This is a genomic window from Bacteroidales bacterium (assembly GCA_013314715.1).
Classification (GTDB): domain Bacteria; phylum Bacteroidota; class Bacteroidia; order Bacteroidales; family GWA2-32-17; genus Ch61.
Genome location: JABUFC010000013.1, coordinates 1 through 18,580 on the forward strand (window position 1 = coordinate 1; position 18,580 = coordinate 18,580).

The following is an 18,580-nucleotide window of genomic DNA, read 5'->3' on the forward strand; positions in this document are numbered from 1 at the left end:
AGTTACACATTGCTTCTTTTTTATCATTTAGATTGTTCTAATGTAATAGATAAAAAGCAATACAAATAATTAAAATAAATTTGAAATTTTTATCACAATAAACGAGTACGTTTTTTAGTTTTGCAAAGGGATCATAGTTGTAAATTAAATAATTATGTGTACCTTTGTATCGAAATTGGCGGTTTTTTGATTTTGCTCTTTGCCGGTGCGCTTAATATGCAGGATCGGGATTACGCGCCGGAAATTATTATTACATGAATACATTTAAAGAAACAGGTCTGCTTCCTGAGCTATTAAAAGCAGTTAAAGCATTAAATTTTGAAATTCCAATGCCCGTTCAACAACGAGTTATTCCCGAAATTTTAAACAACGACCGCGACATGGTTGCGTTAGCACAAACAGGAACAGGAAAAACGGCTGCCTTTGGCTTACCGCTTATCCATCGTCTTAATTTTGTTCAAAACGACCCGCAGGTTATTATTTTAAGCCCAACCCGTGAGCTTTGCACACAAATCGCAAAAGACTTGGAAGGCTACGGACAATTTTTAGCCAATTTTTCAGTGCTTGCCGTATATGGTGGTTCCAGCATCGAAAATCAAATTCGGGCGCTAAAAAATGGCGTTCATATCATTGTTGCTACGCCAGGACGCATGAACGACCTAATACGCAGAAAAAAAGTTAATCTTAGCAACATTAACACCATTGTCCTTGATGAAGCAGATGAAATGCTCAACATGGGATTTTCTGAAGATTTGAATACCATTTTAAATCTTATTCCTCAACCTCGCAGAGTTTTGCTTTTTTCGGCTACTATGCCTAACGAAATCGCTAATATCGCATCGAGATATATGCACGATCCTATTGAAATTACTGTTGGTACAAGAAATGCCGGAACAGAAAACGTTAAACATCATTATTACGTTGTAAATGCAAAAGATCGTTATCTGGCGTTAAAAAGAATAGTTGATTTTTATCCCGATATTTATGGTATTATCTTTTGCCGAACAAGACAAGAAACCGCAGAAGTAGCCGAAAAACTCATGAAAGATGGCTACAATGCCGATGCACTTCATGGCGATTTATCGCAAGCACAACGCGATTATGTGATGAATAAGTTTAGAAACAAAAATTTGCAAATGCTGGTTGCTACAGATGTTGCTGCTCGCGGATTAGATGTTGATAATCTTAGCCATATCATTAATTACAACCTTCCTGACGATAACGAAATTTATACGCATCGCAGTGGTAGAACGGGTAGGGCATATCAAAGCGGAATATCCATTTCTATTGTACACTCACGCGAACAACATCGTATTCATCAGTTAGAAAACATCATTAAGCAAAAATTTGAACACAAAAGCGTTCCCAGTGGTGTAGATATTTGCAAAAAACAACTCTATCACCTCATTCAAAAAATGGAAAATGTTGAAGTAAACGAAAGTGAGATCAATCCTTTTATTCCTGAAGTGTTAAAGAAAACAGAACATTTAGAAAAAGAAGAAGTGATTAAACGCTTTCTATCGCTTGAATTTAATCGCTTTTTAGAATACTATAAGAATGCCCCGGATTTAAATGTTCATGAACATAAACGTGGTGAAGACAGAGACCGTAACTTTGACGAACGGCGATCCGGTAATGGTTTTACAGCTCTTCGTATTTCTGTTGGAACAATGGATGGTTTAACGGTTCCAAAACTTATAGGTATGGTTAACGATTTTTCGAAAAATCGAAAAATAAAAATAGGTAAGGCAAATATTAATTCAATATTTACCATTTTTGAAGTCGAAAGTGCTTCTGTTGATGAAGTTTTAAACAGCCTTCAAGGTAAAGTATATGCAGGTCGTGATTTGGCAATTAAAATAGCATCAAACCGAGATCAACCAAATAACAAGCGAAAAAGATTTAACGAAAAAAAATCAAAACCTAATTTAAGTAATAAAAATTATAGGACTAATAAATACTAATGAGTTGAGTAATTATTATTTATTCTTACAAGCCCAAATTCTGAACTCTTGGTTAATATTTTTGTTTTTCATTTTTTTTTTCTAAGTTTGTAACCCTTATTCTGCAATAAGCGTAATAAGGGCAAAAATAACAAACAATGAAAAGAATAATTTTCCTACTTTCAATAAGTTTTTGTTTAAATTTATTGAACGCACAAAATGACAGTATTCGTTCTCAACGTCCTATTATTCCTGATTCTGCTTTTAAAGATATGGGTGTATCAGTCTCCCCTTCGAGCTTTCATTTAAATATTACCCCTGGTAAATCAGTAGTAAAAGAAATCAAGGTTAAAAATGATACTAAAAAAACGACTAAATTTAATGTTGGCTTTAATGACTTTGAAATGAGTAACCTAGGCAAGCCGATAACACCTACACAAAAAGAGTGTAAGTATTGTTTATCGCGTTATATAAGTGCTAGCCCTTCATATTTTGAGTTAAAACCAGGCGATGAGGTAAAGGTAAAGTTAAATATTGCCATTCCAGATAGTGATGATGCTTATCGTGCTTTATGGACAATTGTAACAATAGATCAGGTGGTCGATCGTCCGCCTTTAGATTTAGAGCCACATCCTAACCGTCTTTCTATGGGAGTGATTCCTTCTATTGGATTTGGAGTTTATGTTTATCAAAATCCTCCTAATGTTAAAATAAATAAAATTAATATTGAAAAATTTCAATATACCGAAAAAGATGGGAAAAGGTATTTCGATTTAAAAGTTAAAAATATAGGAGATGGTATTAGTTATTGTAGTTCATATGTGTCACTTACTAATTTAAATACTGGCGAACAAAAAAAAGTAAACGTAAAAAATTTCACCATTTTACCCCAGTTTATTAGAGATTTTAAAATAGATTTACCTACGAATTTGTTGCCAGGCAAATATTCGGCAGTTGGAGTTGTTGATTTTGGAAACGAAGAAGAAATGATAGCTGCTCAAGCTGATTTTGAAATCAAATAATAAAAAATTGAAACATTTTGTAAAATATTAAAGTATAAAAGCATAGTTTAACCCTAAAATTAATGAAAAAAATAATAGTTATAGAAAATAAAAACGATATAGTTCAATGGAATGTGAAGCACATGCCATTGAAAAGCGTTACAACTACGCTTAGTATAGTTGTAAAAACAATATTTATTAAATTTTTTAATTTAAAATCACTTAATGTTTAACTAAATTTTTTATCTATGAAAAAAGTTTTTGGATTAATGGTAGGCATGTTCCTACTTTCTGGTTTAACATTCGGCCAGTTAATTGACGAAAAGAATGTAACCGTTACCATGGATTTGCAACCAGTTTTGCAACTCCACATGACAACCCCTGATCAAATTGATTTCACTTTTGATGAAATCAAAGATTACTATGGTGGTATTATTAAGTATGCTGCTACTATTTTAAAAGTTTCTTCTTCTGTTAGCTGGGATTTATATGCTGTAGGTACTTCACAAGGTGGTCAGTTTTGGGATCAACAAGTTAGTTACAGCAATGGTGGTGGTGCTAATTCAATTGCAAATATTCCGTTAAGTGCCCTTGAATTACATCAGTATGAACCTAACCAATATGATGTTAACGCTACTGGTACACAAACAGACTACAGTGCTACATTTGCTCCTGCACAGACTTTAGCAGTTGGAGTAAATAGCATTTATTACAGTGCTACTCCTTACACTATTCCCGGGGCTGATCAAAAATACATTCAAGGTCATAATGGTACTATTGCTGGTCAAGATGGTGCACCTGGTGGTAGTTATTTATCTTCTATTGCTCCTTCTGGAACATTTAGCGATTATTATTTCACTATTGACTATCGTATTTTACCTGGTTTGCCAGCCATTTTCCCAAATGCAGGGTTAAATGATGGTACTGCTGAAGACATTGTTTCGGTTAATGGTGTTAGCACTTATGCAGAACCAGGTGTTTATACTATGAATGTTAAATATATCTTATTAGAAGATCAATAGTATTTCTTTTTAATAAAGGGTTATTCTTTTTGGAATAACCCTTTATTTTTTTGTGTATGAAAAAAATAATTTTCATAATATCACTAATTTTTGTGTCCAAAGTAATCGAAGCTCAGCTTTGTAACAATGTTACAACAGCCAATTGTAGCGATGCTATTGCTGGAACTAGTCGATTTTATATGTCAACTTCTGGAAATATCGATTTCACTTTTTCCGATATGCAAAAATATATTTCGGGAATTACTTACAGTGGCTCTACTCAGCTTCGATTAAAGATAGATGAGATTGTTCCTGGTGCCTGCAAGTGGAAATTGATGATGTATATCGATAATAATAATCACTTGCCGGCTAACGAATGGGAACCATTAGTTACATATGGAACCTCAGGAAATATTCCCGAACTAGATTTAATACAAGTTAAGGTATATAATGGTTGTGGTACTCCTTATCAAAATGGCGTTTATCAGATATTTGCAGGAAATACACAATACGATATTTTAGAAATAATACGCGATCCTCAGCCTTTACATCCAGCAGGTTCTTGCGATGGCACAGAAATTAATAGTGCCGGAAGTTATTTAACTGATTATAATGAATTTACTTTTAATATAGATTATAGAATAATTCCGGGATTTAGTCATCGCCCTGGAGTATATCAAATAACAATACATTTTTGTTTAGAAGAAGTTCCATAAAAAAATCGGAATATAAAAATAAAAAGTTGAGGAAAACTCTAATAAATATAATTTTTTTAATTTATACTTGCGTTATATGGGCTCAGGAACCTATAAGCGATAGTATTACTGTTAAAAAAGATTCTTTGCCCTCTGTATCTGTACCCGATACCTCTCAAAATTTAATACCACCAACCACATCGACTATTAGCACTCCTGTTTTAAACCCTGAAAACTCTAATAAATTAGTTACCCGTTTTGCCAACCAAATAGTTGAATTTAAAAAGGGTGAACTTATTTCTAATGTTTTTATTGTTACAAATAATTTACCTAATGTTCAAAAATTTTATATAGATTTTACTATACCTATAGAATGGAAAGTTATTGCGAAAAATCATACATTATATGAACTTCAACCAGGCGATAGCTTAATTATTCCAGTAAATATAATTCCCCGAGAAAGATTTAAAGGAAATACCCGTTTTATGTTTTATGCTTTTTTGTCTGACGAAAAGGGCAAAAATTTAGGCATGAATTTTTTTTATGGCTTAATAAAGAAAAATATTCGTTGGGCACTAACAGTGTCTGATAATAAAATATATATACCTAACAAAGTTGAATCAATACCCTTTACTATAGGTGTTGTTAATGAATCAACAGAAGAACAAGATATTTATTTAACAGCATCTTCGTTTAAGAAAAATATTTTAATTAAAGATTCAACAGACACTAAAGATGCATATTTTCCTATAACTGTAACGTTGAAACCTTTTGGTGATACCTTGTTCAATTTTAATTTTCATCGCTTTAAAGAACCTCGAAATTTTCGATTGCTCGATATAGAAGACTATATACCATATTCAACCGGTGAAGCAAAAAAATATAGATTAAATTTAAACAGTTATTCACCCAATCCTGCTGAAAATAAAAAATTTAGAACAGGGAATAAAATAGATTTTATTGAATTATCCGACACATGGGAGGTTAATAAATATGGAGGCTTGGTAATACCTTTAATTTTTGACGCTAATATGTTTAATTTATTAGGTGATCAGCCCATGATGACGGTTAATTTACGAGGTGAAACTTTTTTACGTGATAGCTCAATGCTTACTTATCAAACCCAATTAACTTATTTTTCAAACTATTTTACTACTGTACCTTACGAAAATGCTCTATATAATTTGGGATATTATCATAAAAAGTTTTATATACAGTTTGGGAATGTTAGTTCGGGTTTAATAGGGACGTATCAAACCGGAAAAGGACTTAGAGGAGAATATTATTTTAATAGAAATCATCGTATTGGAGCATTTTATGTAGCTTCGCCGCAGTTATTTAAATTTATGCCTTCTATTTATAGTTATGGTTTAAACCATTTTTATGAGAATAAAATAGTACGCGTAAATACTATTTTGGGTAGAAGTACAGATCAAATTCGTAATACAAATACTGAAATTGCAACAACCAATGCAAGTTTTAAATTTTTGAAAAGCCACTCATTTGGTATTCGATTGGGGGGTAGTCATTCGGTTCAAAACGATTCAAATTATACCCGTTTAGGTTATTTATTGGGTTTAAATTATTCGGGTAGCCCAATAAAAAAAATATGGGCACTTAATTTTAATGGGAATTATACTTCTCCATCGTTTGGTGTATTCTCGAATGAGCGAATAACAGTTAACTTAGGCAATCAGGTGACAATTAAGAAAAAATGGTTGCTTAAACAACAAAGCAATTTATATAGATATAAGCAAAATTATTATGGCTTAAGTTACAGCAATTATTTTTTAAATAATCAACTTTTTATAAATAATGCAACACCACAATCAAACCTACTTTATAATCCGTATTTATTTTATAATGTTAGTAGAATTTTAGATTTTACGGTTCATTCTCGAGGATTAGGTTTTAATGTAAGTAACTATAAGCTCGATAAAAATGTTCGTTATTTCTTTAATATTCGTAGTGGGTATAATCAGGCGATGGACACTATTAACAAAAATTATTTTTTTACACAAGCAGCAGCATTTTTACAAATACGAACATGGTCGTTTTTAGTTCGTTACAATTTAGGCAATCTAAGTATGTCGAAACAATCGTTTTTTTACAATAGTGCAAAAAATCCTCAAAGTATAGGTTTGTCAACACGTTATCAATATCAGTTTAAAAATCCTTCTTTTGTATATCAACAGTTAGTTAGCTATTCGTATTCGAGTTTTAATGGGAATCAGTTTAATTTTACACCCGAAATAATGTATTTTTCAAGAACAGGTTGGCGTTTTAGACTTTTTTCAGAAATAAATTTTTCTAAAAATAAAAAGAATAGTTTACCTGATTATTACTATTTCATGAATCAAGCCCCTAATGAAGAAATAAAAGAGCCACAATGGAATAGTAATTTTTATTTAGGTATGGGTGTGAGAAAAGAATTTGGAATTCCAATACCATTTGTAAAACCTACTCATACGAGCATACAATTTAATGCTTTTTATGATACGAATGGAAACGGAAAGCATGAAGGCAATGAACCCAACTTAGAGAATGTTGTTGTTCGTCTTAATGGTTGGGAAGTTATGACGAATGAAAATGGGCTTTGCGGACTTAAAAATATTGCCATGGGAGCCTATCCATTGCAAGTTTTTTCTGTAATTGACTTAAAAGGATGGTTTCCTAATATCTCTGATACTTTAGTTGTAAACAAAAATACAAATAAAGTAAATATACCATTTGTTCGTGGGGTTAAAATTACAGGAAAAGTCTTTATTCAACGTGATCCCAATTCACCATCAGCAGATTTTAAATTAGATGTGTCGCGAATTAAAATTATTGCAAGTAATCATAAAACTTATACAGCTTTAACCGATAAAAATGGTTATTATGAACTTTATTTACCTGCAGGAAAATATATTTTAAGTATGGACGAAAGTATATTAGGCAAAAGACTCGAACTTATGCAGAATAATTTTGAACTCGAAATAAACGATAAGTTCGATAATTTGTTTATACCATTTTATATTGTTGAGAAGGCAAGAAAACTAAAAGTAATACGTTTTGATAGTAATGGGAATCGAATAGATGAATAGTTTTATTTCAAATTCATGTGTTTAAAAATTTTATCTTATTTTTGCACCCATAAATGAAAATACATTATGGCAACAACAGCAGATTTTAAAAACGGTTTGTACATTATTTTTAATGGCGACATTTACACTATTGTTGAATTTCAACATGTTAAACCTGGCAAAGGAGGCGCTTTTGTTCGTACAAAGCTTAAAAATTTAAAAAATGGTCGCGTAATAGAAAACACATTTAATGCCGGTGTTAAGATAGATTTAGCTAATGTTGAACGTCGTGCATACCAATATCTTTACAACGATGATATGGGATATTATTTTATGCACAACGATACTTTTGAACAAATAAGCATACCAAAAGAAATGATTGACGAACCAGGCTTGTTAAAAGAAGGTTTACAAGTATATATTGCTTTCGATGTTGATACGGATAGCCCACTCACTTGCGAATTGCCTCCATCTGTTACTTTAGAAGTAGTATATACCGAACCTGGACTCAAAGGCGATACCGCATCGTCAACGGCTTTGAAACCAGCAAAATTAGAAACGGGCTTAGAAGTAAAAGTCCCATTGTTTATCAATACCGGTGATGTTATAAAGGTAGATACACGCACACTTGATTATTTAGAGCGAGTAAAAAAATAAATATTTTATGAAACTTGACCGCACTTATACTCTTGGCGAAATTGCCGAATGGCTAGAACTTCAATATTCTGGTGATAAAAATATTAAAATTACGGGTATAAGTGATGTTTATCATGCTAATTATGGCGATATTACCTTTGCTGATAATTTAAAGTATTTTGAATTAGCCAATAATAGTAACGCATCGGTTATTATTGTTCAGGATAATACGTTGGATTCGAATACCAAAGGAATTATTTATTGTTTCGATGCTTTTGAAACTTACAATAAATTAGCTACATTTTTTTTTCCTTTTAAAACGCAAGATGTAAATATACACCCCAATGCTCAAATTGGCGAAACCTCTTATCTTTTCCCTAATGTGTTTATAAGCGATCAGGTTGTTATTGGCGAAAATTGTATTATTTATCCGAATGTGGTTATTTATGGACCTTGTATTATTGGGAATAATGTAACCATAAATGCTGGAGCAATTATTGGGTCCGATGCGTTTTATTACAAAAAATCAGAAAAAAAACACTTTAAATTACAATCAGTAGGATCTGTAATAATTGAAGATAATGTAGAAATTGGTGCTAAAACAACCATAGATAAAGGACTGGGCGGAACTACTATTATCGGCGAAGGTACCAAAATTGGGAATTCTGTTCAAATTGGTTTTGATACTAAAATTGGTAAAAACTGCTTCATCGCTGCTCAAACAGGTATTGCGTCGAATGTAATTATAGAAGACGATGTAGTGATTTGGGGACAAGTCGGGGTTTCGAAAAATGTTATGATAGGCAAAGAAGCTATTATTTTAGGACAAAGTGGAGTTACAAAATCGGTTGAAGGAGGAAAGATTTATTTTGGACTACCTGCCTCTGAATCACGCGAAAAAATGCGTGAGTTGGCTTATATTAAGCAAATACCAGAACTTATTAAACTGTTAAGCGAACGATTATGACCGAAAAGGCATCACTAAAACGCTTGCAACTGTCCAATTTTAAATTGGAAGCCTTGTTAAGCATTACGCTATCTATTAACGAAAACTTGTCTACTCAGGCACTTTTATCGAAATATGAAAATATTATTCGTAACGATTTAGGTATTGGTAAATTAGTGCTTTTTAATTACAATAAAAAATGGCAATGTCTTCTTGCTTCTGGTGTTAAAGACGATCAATATCTTTCAATTCAAGTTGAGAGCGACTTGTTACCATATAGAGAAATTACAAATTTAACTGTTTCTGAAAATCCTAAATTACATGGTTTTGATATCGTAATACCTGTTTTTCATAAGTCGATACCTTTAGCTTATGTATTGTTGGGCGATATTGAAGAAGAACGTGACGGCATTAGCCCTATTATTAAACATTTAAATTTTTTTCAAACACTCACCAATATATTAGTAGTTGCTATTGAAAATAAGCGTTTATATACCGAAAATATACAACAAGAAAGTATTAAGAAAGAATTAGATTTGGCTCGACAAATGCAAAGCATGTTAATACCAAATCCCGATACGCTTCCAAAAGACAATTTATTATTCGTAACTTCATATTATCAACCTCATTATGAGGTAGGTGGCGATTATTACGACTTTTTTTATTTAAACGAAAACGAAGTCGGATTTTGTATTGCTGACGTTTCAGGAAAAGGAATTTCGGCCGCCTTATTAATGTCAAATTTTCAAGCTTCGCTAAGAGCTTTATTTACTTCTGATATTCAACTTAATCAGCTTATTTGTCGTTTAAATGCTATTGTAAATAAAAATACTAAGGGCGAAAAGTTTATTACAGCTTTTATTGGAAAATATAATATTCATAATCGCACAATGACTTTTGTAAATGCCGGACATAATCCTCCTTTATTATATCTTGTCAATCATGAATATCAATATTTAAAAATAGGTTGTGCCGGATTAGGAATGTTGCCAGAAATTCCAAAAATCAATATTGGCGAAATAGAAATTCCCCAAAAATCAAAGCTAATTTGTTATACAGATGGTCTTGTAGAAATGGAAAATGAAAAGCACGAAGAATTTGGCACAAAAGAAATGGAGCAATTAGTTGCTAAAGAAGAAAATCTCGATTTATTTATTTGGAAAATCATACAACGAGTGAATGTATATAGAGGCAAAATGCCTTTCTTTGATGACATTTCATTACTTTGTATAGAATTTAAATAATATTTTTTTGTTTTTTTAATTTTTTGTATTTTTGTTTAAAAAAAGTATGAAAAGTCAATCTTATATTCAGAATAAAGAACCTTGGGAAGAACCTCAGGTTTTAGAACTTTCGGTTAAAAATTCTCAAGAAGGTGGTTATACAGCCGATGATGGCTCTGCTGCTCCATCTGTTAGTGCATGAAAATTAAAATCAACTAATTATGAAAACATTTTTGCTTTTTATAACAGCTTTTATTTTTGTGTCTATATTAAAAGCTCAACATAACGACCTTTTGTGGGTGAATCAAATCTCTGGAAATGGCAATAGTAAGCCTACTGCTGTGATTGAAGATGCCAGCGGTAATTTATATGTGATAGGTAATTACACCCAAACAATATCGCAAGGTACTTATACATTCACTTCTGCAGGGGGGCAGGATATTTATGTGGGCAAGTACAATTCTCAAGGGCAAGTACAGTGGTTGATTTCTATTGGGGGAAGCTCTGCCGAAAATGCCTACGGCATTGCCTTAAGCCCTGATGGAAATAGTGTTTATATCGGTGGACAATTTCAAAGCAATAACTGCAACTTTGGCGGTACAACCTTAGCTACTTCAGGATTGAATGATGTTTTTCTGGCTAAATATAATGCCAGTAATGGAACCCTTGTTTGGGCAATAAAATCCGCTTATGGAACCAATCAACAAATTATTGGACATTTAAATGTTGATAATCAAGGTAATGTAATACAAATTGGTAAATATATTGCTGATGTTACTTTTTATGGTGGAACGACTACTTTAACTTCTCTATATAGCGGTATTCAACAAAATTACATATCAAAATTCGATCAAGATGGAAATCTTTTATGGGCAAAAACATTTAAGGGAAATAATAATAATTCTTTACTAAGAACAGCTACTTCTGATAATAATTCTTACTATTTCAGCGGGCAATTTACCGATAGTCTTTATTTAGATGCTTTCGCTCTTAATAGTACTTCTTCCACTCGAGATATGGTTTTGTTTCGTACAGATTTAAATGGTAATGTGCAGTGGGTTCGTAAAGTTACAGGAAGTGGTGATGAGTTTTTATATCGTCATTATACCGATTTTTCGAGCTATCAATATGTGGCAGGATATTACGCAAGTCCAACTCTTACAATCGATTCTACATCTAGCGATGTTTCACTTAAAATTTGCCCCAATCAAGGAAGTAACGACATTTTAGTGGCATGCTATGCTTTTGATGGTACCCTGCAATGGGTTCGAAATTATGGTTCAACGGGTGATGATAAAGCAACAGGAGTTTATGCTAATGCCGAACATGCCATATTTACTGGATCTTATACCGGAAACATTACCTTTGGTTCATATAACCTTACAAACAATAGTACCGATGCTTTTATGCTCGAAACCGATAGAAATGGTAATGTCTTAGGTGTTAATAATGCTTGGGGAACCGGCAATGATTATTGTGAAAACGGAAAAATAAATGCCAATAATGCCAATACTTTTGTCGGATATTTTTACTCAGGAACTTTCAATATTGGTAATAAAACATTGACAAACGGAACACCAGCTACTACCGATATGTTTATGGCAAAATATGGTAAAATAAACATCGCATTTACTACTACCAATAATGTTTGCTTTGGAGACCATATTGGAAGCATTGATGTAACTGTATCGGGCGATGGTACTGCTCCTTATACCTATGCATGGTCTGGTCCAAATGGTTTTACTTCTTCTGATGAAGATATTAGCAATCTTTATGCAGGTTGGTATAAAGTTACAGTTACCGATGCCAATAATGCTCAAAAAGTAGATTCTACATATATTTCAGAAGGAACTGCAATGGCTTTGGTGTTTAATACTCAAAGCACTTCATGTTATGGGGTAAACGATGGTTCTATCAATTTAACCGTAACGGGTGGAGCTTCGCCCTATACCTACAACTGGAGTACGGGTAGTACGCAAGAAGATATTAATGGTTTGGCACCAGGGTGGTATTATGTTACCGTTACCGATGCCAATAATTGCACTAAAAACGATTCGACGAAAGTGCTTTCTGCTCAACCTATAATTATTAGCGAATTAATTACACCCCCTTCTTGTACGCCCGGAAATGATGGCTCTATAGATTTATCAATAAACGGTGGAACACCAAATTATTCATTTATATGGTCAAACGGACAAACCACTGAAGATATTATTAATATTTCTGCAGGTAACTTTAGTGTTACTGTAACCGATGCTAATAACTGTAGCAGTATAAAATCTTTTAATGTTGCTAATCCGCTTGCTCCAAGTATTAGTTATATTGTAAATGCACCTTCGTGCAATCCAGGAAACGATGGTACTATTGATTTAATTATTAGTGGTGGTACCATACCCTTTACGTATGTTTGGGATAATGGAAGCAATTCCGAAGATTTATCAGGTCTTTCTGCTGGAAATTATAGTGTAACTGTAGTAGATAATAATAATTGTTCGTCCGTTGCAAGTAATATTATTGTTCCTATTAGCAATACGCCTTCTTTAACCACCATAATTCAAAAACCGGGTTGCAATCCTGGCAATGACGGCTCTATTGACTTAATTGTATATAATGGTACTGCACCATTTACTTATAATTGGAATAATGGAGCAACGACCGAAGATATTTCTAATCTTGCTGCCGGAAATTATAGCGTAACGGTAACAGATAATAAAAATTGTACGGCAGTTCAAAGTGTAACATTAACCATCGATTCACCGGTTGTTAATATCACTTATCATGGAAATACAACTTTCTGCGAAGGTGATAGTCTAATGCTTTATGCTACCAATGGTTCTAACTTAACTTACGAATGGTATAATGGTTCTACTTCCATTATCAACAGTAATACACCGATATTACCAGCCTACAACAGTGGGAATTACTATGTTGTTGCAACCAATAGTGTAGGTTGTAAAGGCTATTCTGATACGGTTACCATTACTGTAAATCCAAAGCCCAATATTACCATCAATGCTTCATCAAATTTTATTTGCGAAGGGACTCCTATACTTTTAACTGCTAATGGTGGGGTTTCATATTTATGGAGCAATAGTTCTACTACTAATCCCATAACGGTTATACCAACTTCAACTACAACTTATGCAGTAACCGGCACCGATGCAAATGGGTGCTTTAATGTAGCTCAAGTAGCTATTACTGTTAATGCCAATCCTTCTATTGCAGGTGCCATTACACACGAAACATGTGCTGCCAATACAGGAGCTATTGATTTAACTATTACCGGAGGAAATGCACCATATTCTTTTATTTGGTCTAATTCAGCAACGACTGAAGATTTAAGTAACATTGCTGCCGGAAATTATGCCGTAACAGTTACTTCTGCTACAAATTGTACTTCTACATATACAGCGGTAGTAAATGCCTTTGTACCTTTATCGGCGACTATTAATACGCATACCATGGTTCTTTTCTGCTCAAATGTGGCAAATGGCGAAGTTCATGTTACAGCAACCAATGGAAGTCAGCCTTATAGTTATCAGTGGTCTAATGGTGTTACTACTTCGTACAATAATCAAATTGGTGTTGGAACAACTTATGTAACGGTTACCGATCAATGTAATACAACTGTTGTAGATTCTATTGTAGCTACAAGTTTACCACCTATGCAAGCAAGCATTATAAACAGTTCTCCTGCTTCTTGTTCTACTAGCGCCAATGGAACAGCCGAAGTTAGTGCAAGTTCGGGTATTGCTCCTTATACGTATGTGTGGTCAAATTCTATTAGCACCACTAATATTGCAAACGATTTACCTGTAGGATGGCAATATGTAACAGTTTCTGATTATTGTAGCAGCATTGTCGATTCTGTAGAAATAACTTCACTACCTCCTATGCAAGCTTCGATTTCTTTCTCTGCCCCTGTTTCTTGTGTCGGTTTAAACAATGGCTTAGCTATGGTTTCCATTACCGATGGTGTAGCTCCTTTTTCGTTTGTATGGTCAAATGGTGAAAATACGCAAACAGCAACTCAATTACCACAAGGTCTTAATAGTGTAACGGTTACCGATGCTTGTGGATGGGTTGTTTTATCGGTGAATACAGGATTGCAAAATCCAATGAGTTTAAGTATGGGAACTCCTACACCTGTTTCTTGTATAAATAGCTCCAATGGTAGTGCAACTATTAATGTTTACGATGGTGCCGGTCCATTTACTTATGTTTGGTCGTCGGGCGATACATTGGCAACAGCTACTCATTTAACCTATGGATGGAATTACGTTACGGTTACCGATGCTTGTTCTACATTGACCGACTCGGTTAATATTGACGTAATACCACCGGTTCAGGCAGATATTACTTTTACAGTGGATGCTTCTTGCTCCAATAGTAATGATGGAAAGGCAACGGTAAATGTTCAAAATGGTGTTGCACCCTTTACTTATGCTTGGTCTAATTCAAGTAGTACCTCGAATGTAGCCTTAGATTTGCATCCTGGATGGAATTATGTAACGGTTACCGATCAATGTGGTAGCTCTGTCGATTCTGTTGAAATAAGCTATAAAATGCCTTTACAGGCGATTATTTCGTATAATCAAGCAACAGATTGTGTTTATGATAGTACAGGTATGGTTATTGTTACTCCTGCCTATGGCGTACAGCCTTATTCGTATGCTTGGAGTTATGGAACTGATACCGATAGTATTTTACAAAATTTACCCGTAGGAAATTATTTTGTTACGGTAAGCGATTTTTGTGGAAGTGTTGTTGTTCCGTTTAGTGTAAGCAATAAAACACCCTTATCAATTGATTATCAAAAAGAAAATGTTTCGTGTTTTGGAAATAATAACGGTTCAATCGTATTAATACCTCAAAATGGTGTTGCCCCTTATACATATGTATGGCAAAATAGCATTGAAACGGACTCAATACGAACAAATTTATCTGCGGGTATCTATAAATTTACGATTACCGATAAATGTGGTAGTGTATCTGATTCTGTAATTATTCGTCAACCAGGACAACTATCGGCTTCGGCTTTGGTTACTAATGTCTCATTCGAAGGATTGAGTGATGGCAAAGTAGATTTGCTGGTATTTGGTGGAACACAGCCCTATTCGTACAATTGGTCAAATGGCGCTGTTACAGAAGATATTTCAAATATAATTGCTGGGACTTATTATGTTACTATAAGCGATGACAATGGTTGTATATTAATCGATTCTGTGGTTGTTAATAGTGAAGGTAAGCATATAGAAATTTATAATTCGTTTACTCCTAATGGTGATGGTAAAAACGATGTTTGGAATATTAAATATATACAAGCATTTCCAAATTGTGAAGTATTAATTTATGACCAATGGGGCGTAAAAGTTTTTGAATCGAATGGTTATGCCACACCATGGGATGGGAAAAAAGGTGGAAAAGACTTACCAGCTGCAACATATTATTATGTAATAGATTTAAATGATGGAAGCCAACCATTAACTGGTTCGGTAACGATAATAAAATAAACAAAAACGTTATATAAATAAAATGCCCACCTTAAATCAAGTGGGCATTTTATTTTTAATGTAATAAGAATTATCCTTTTAAAGCATTGGCACCGCTTACAATTTCTAATATTTCTTTTGTAATAGCAGCTTGACGAGCTTTATTATAATTAAGACGTAGTTCGTATAACATTTCTGTAGCGTTTTCGGTCGCTTTATGCATAGCTGTCATACGAGCACCATTTTCAGCGGTTACACTATCAAGTAAAATTTTATATACCTGTGATTTTAAACTAAGTGGAAGTATTTCTGTAAGAATTTCTGTATGATTGGGTTCAAAAATATAATTCTTTAAAAATTTGTCATCCGATTTTATTTTATTTTCTTGTGATGGTATTACAGGAAGAAATACTTCGGGTGTAATGATTTGTACAGCTGCATTTTTAAACCGATTGTAAAAAAAGATAATTTTATCGTATTGTTGTTCGTCATATAATTGCATAAGTGATTCGGCCAATATAACCGATTTTTCGTATGTAACATTTTCTACAAAGTGTGTGTCGTGTTTATAGAGGGTAATATTTTTATTCTTGAGCATATCGTATCCTTTTTTTCCAATGCAATAAAGGTGTACATTGCCTTTAGCATTTAGTTCTTCGTATTGCTCATGAATGTAATGATTTATTTGACGAACTAAATTGGAATTGAATGCTCCGCAAAGACCTTTATTTGAAGTTACTAATACAAATAAAACTTTATTTACAGGACGAGATTTGATATATGAAATTTCAATATCGTCCTGAATAGATTTAGTAACTTCGCCCATAATTTGCTGCAATCGATTTACATAAGGGCGCATTTTAATAATAGCGTCTTGTGTTTTACGAAGTTTTGCAGCCGATACCATTTTCATGGCACTGGTTATTTGCCGGGTCGATATTACGGAGTTAATTCTAATTCGTATGTCTTTTAAATTAGGCATATTATCTAACTAAGCTTTAAAACGTGCACTTATTTCTTTAGCAACATTTTCAAGAACACTGGTAATGGTATCGTCAATAATTCCATTACGAAGTTGTTCTAAAATATTAGCGTGTTTATTTCGCATGTAATCTAAGAATTCTTGTTCAAAATCTTTAACTTTTTTAACAGGTACATCGCGAAGTAAACCTTTGGTTCCACAATAAATAATAGCAATTTGTTCTTCGACGGGTACTGGTGAGAACTGTTTTTGTTTAAGTATTTCAACATTTTTTGCACCTTTGTCGAGAATGGCTTTTGTAGAAGCATCTAAGTCGCTCCCGAATTTTGCAAATGCTTCGAGTTCGCGGAATTGTGCTTGATCAATTTTGAGGGTACCAGCAACTTTTTTCATGGCTTTAATTTGGGCGTTACCTCCTACACGTGATACTGATATACCAACGTTGATAGCTGGACGAATACCTGCATTAAATAAATTTGATTCTAAGTAAATTTGTCCGTCGGTAATAGAAATTACGTTTGTAGGAATATAGGCCGATACGTCACCAGCTTGAGTTTCTATAACGGGTAATGCGGTTAACGATCCGCCTCCTTTTACTATTGAACGTATGGATTCAGGGATGTCGTTCATTTGACGTGCTACTTCGTCTGATTCGATGATTTTAGCTGCACGCTCTAATAAGCGAGAGTGGAGATAAAAAATGTCGCCAGGGTAGGCTTCGCGGCCTGGTGGACGACGGAGAAGAAGAGAAACTTCACGATACGAAACGGCTTGCTTAGATAAGTCGTCGTAAACAATTAAAGCATGACGTCCGGTATCGCGGAAAAACTCACCGATAGCGCAACCTGCGTAAGGGGCAAAAAATTGCATAGCAGCTGGGTCGCTGGCAGTGGCTTCTACTATAATGGTATAGTCCATAGCTCCGTATTGTTCCAATGTTTTGGCAATATTGGCAACAGTAGAGCCTTTTTGTCCAACGGCCACGTAAATGCAAATAACTGGCTTCCCTTTTTCGAAATTTTCGCGTTGATTGATAATGGTATCAATAGCAATTGCCGTTTTTCCAGTTTGACGGTCGCCAATAATAAGCTCACGTTGTCCACGACCAATGGGAATCATTGCATCGATAGCCTTTATCCCTGTTTGGAGTGGTTCTTTTACTGGTTGACGAAAAATAACACCTGGAGCTTTGCGTTCAAAGGGCATTTCGTATAAGTCGCCCGTAATGGGACCCTTGCCATCAACAGGCTCACCAATGGTATTGATAACTCTACCAAGAAGACTTTCGCCTACGCGAATGGAGGCAATGGTATTTAAACGGCGTACTTTATCCCCTTCTTTGATACCTTCGGAGGCACCGAGTAATACTATACCTACATTATCTTCTTCGAGGTTTAAGGCAATGCCTTTGACACCATTTTCAAATTCAACCATTTCGTTTGCTTGTACGTTATTCAATCCATAAGCGCGAACAATGCCGTCGCCGGCTTGAATAACATAACCTATTTCGTTGTAATCAATCTGCGTTTTTAATCCTTGCAGTTGATTCTTTAATAATTGTGATATTTCACCCGGTTTTATTTCTGCCATATACGT

The 18,580-nt window shown here is 34.0% G+C and carries 12 protein-coding genes; 10 read left to right on the forward strand and 2 right to left on the reverse strand.

Annotated features, from left to right (window positions below):
* The first annotated feature begins 254 nt into the window (after positions 1-254).
* From HPY79_04390 to HPY79_04435, 10 genes are all read left to right on the forward strand, one after another.
* Positions 255-1,964 (forward strand): DEAD/DEAH box helicase, encoded by a 1,710-nt coding sequence (locus HPY79_04390; protein ID NSW45034.1) that lies wholly within the window; start codon positions 255-257, stop codon positions 1,962-1,964.
* A 137-nt stretch (positions 1,965-2,101) separates the two neighbouring features.
* Complete coding sequence (locus HPY79_04395; protein NSW45035.1) at positions 2,102-2,965, forward strand: hypothetical protein; 864 nt, start codon at positions 2,102-2,104, stop codon at positions 2,963-2,965.
* A 62-nt stretch (positions 2,966-3,027) separates the two neighbouring features.
* Positions 3,028-3,177 (forward strand): hypothetical protein, encoded by a 150-nt coding sequence (locus HPY79_04400; protein NSW45036.1) that lies wholly within the window; start codon positions 3,028-3,030, stop codon positions 3,175-3,177.
* A gap of 15 nt (positions 3,178-3,192) precedes the next feature.
* Positions 3,193-3,966: a hypothetical protein gene (locus HPY79_04405; GenBank protein ID NSW45037.1), complete on the forward strand. Its 774-nt coding sequence runs from the start codon at positions 3,193-3,195 to the stop codon at positions 3,964-3,966.
* Positions 3,967-4,058: 92 nt separating this feature from the next.
* Complete coding sequence (locus HPY79_04410) at positions 4,059-4,661, forward strand: hypothetical protein (protein NSW45038.1); 603 nt, start codon at positions 4,059-4,061, stop codon at positions 4,659-4,661.
* Between the two features lie 26 nt (positions 4,662-4,687).
* Entirely contained in the window at positions 4,688-7,726 is a 3,039-nt protein-coding gene (locus HPY79_04415; GenBank protein NSW45039.1) for a hypothetical protein, read from the forward strand.
* Positions 7,727-7,792: 66 nt separating this feature from the next.
* Positions 7,793-8,362: an elongation factor P gene (efp, locus tag HPY79_04420; protein NSW45040.1), complete on the forward strand. Its 570-nt coding sequence runs from the start codon at positions 7,793-7,795 to the stop codon at positions 8,360-8,362.
* Positions 8,363-8,369: 7 nt separating this feature from the next.
* Positions 8,370-9,308, forward strand: a complete 939-nt coding sequence (locus HPY79_04425; protein ID NSW45041.1) for a UDP-3-O-(3-hydroxymyristoyl)glucosamine N-acyltransferase — start codon at positions 8,370-8,372, stop codon at positions 9,306-9,308.
* Complete coding sequence (locus HPY79_04430; GenBank protein ID NSW45042.1) at positions 9,305-10,531, forward strand: PP2C family protein-serine/threonine phosphatase; 1,227 nt, start codon at positions 9,305-9,307, stop codon at positions 10,529-10,531. Before HPY79_04425 ends, HPY79_04430 begins: the two co-directional genes overlap by 4 nt.
* 200 nt (positions 10,532-10,731) lie before the next feature.
* Positions 10,732-16,023 carry a gliding motility-associated C-terminal domain-containing protein gene (locus HPY79_04435; protein ID NSW45043.1) on the forward strand — a complete coding sequence of 1,764 codons (5,292 nt, stop codon included), beginning with the start codon at positions 10,732-10,734 and terminating at the stop codon, positions 16,021-16,023.
* Between the two features lie 70 nt (positions 16,024-16,093).
* Here the strand turns inward: HPY79_04435 and atpG are convergent, their stop codons facing one another.
* Positions 16,094-16,984 carry an ATP synthase F1 subunit gamma gene (atpG, locus tag HPY79_04440; protein ID NSW45044.1) on the reverse strand — a complete coding sequence of 297 codons (891 nt, stop codon included), beginning with the start codon at positions 16,982-16,984 and terminating at the stop codon, positions 16,094-16,096.
* 9 nt (positions 16,985-16,993) lie between these two features.
* On the reverse strand, positions 16,994-18,574 hold the full coding sequence (locus HPY79_04445; GenBank protein ID NSW45045.1) for a F0F1 ATP synthase subunit alpha: 1,581 nt from the start codon (positions 18,572-18,574) through the stop codon (positions 16,994-16,996).
* Positions 18,575-18,580 lie beyond the last annotated feature (6 nt).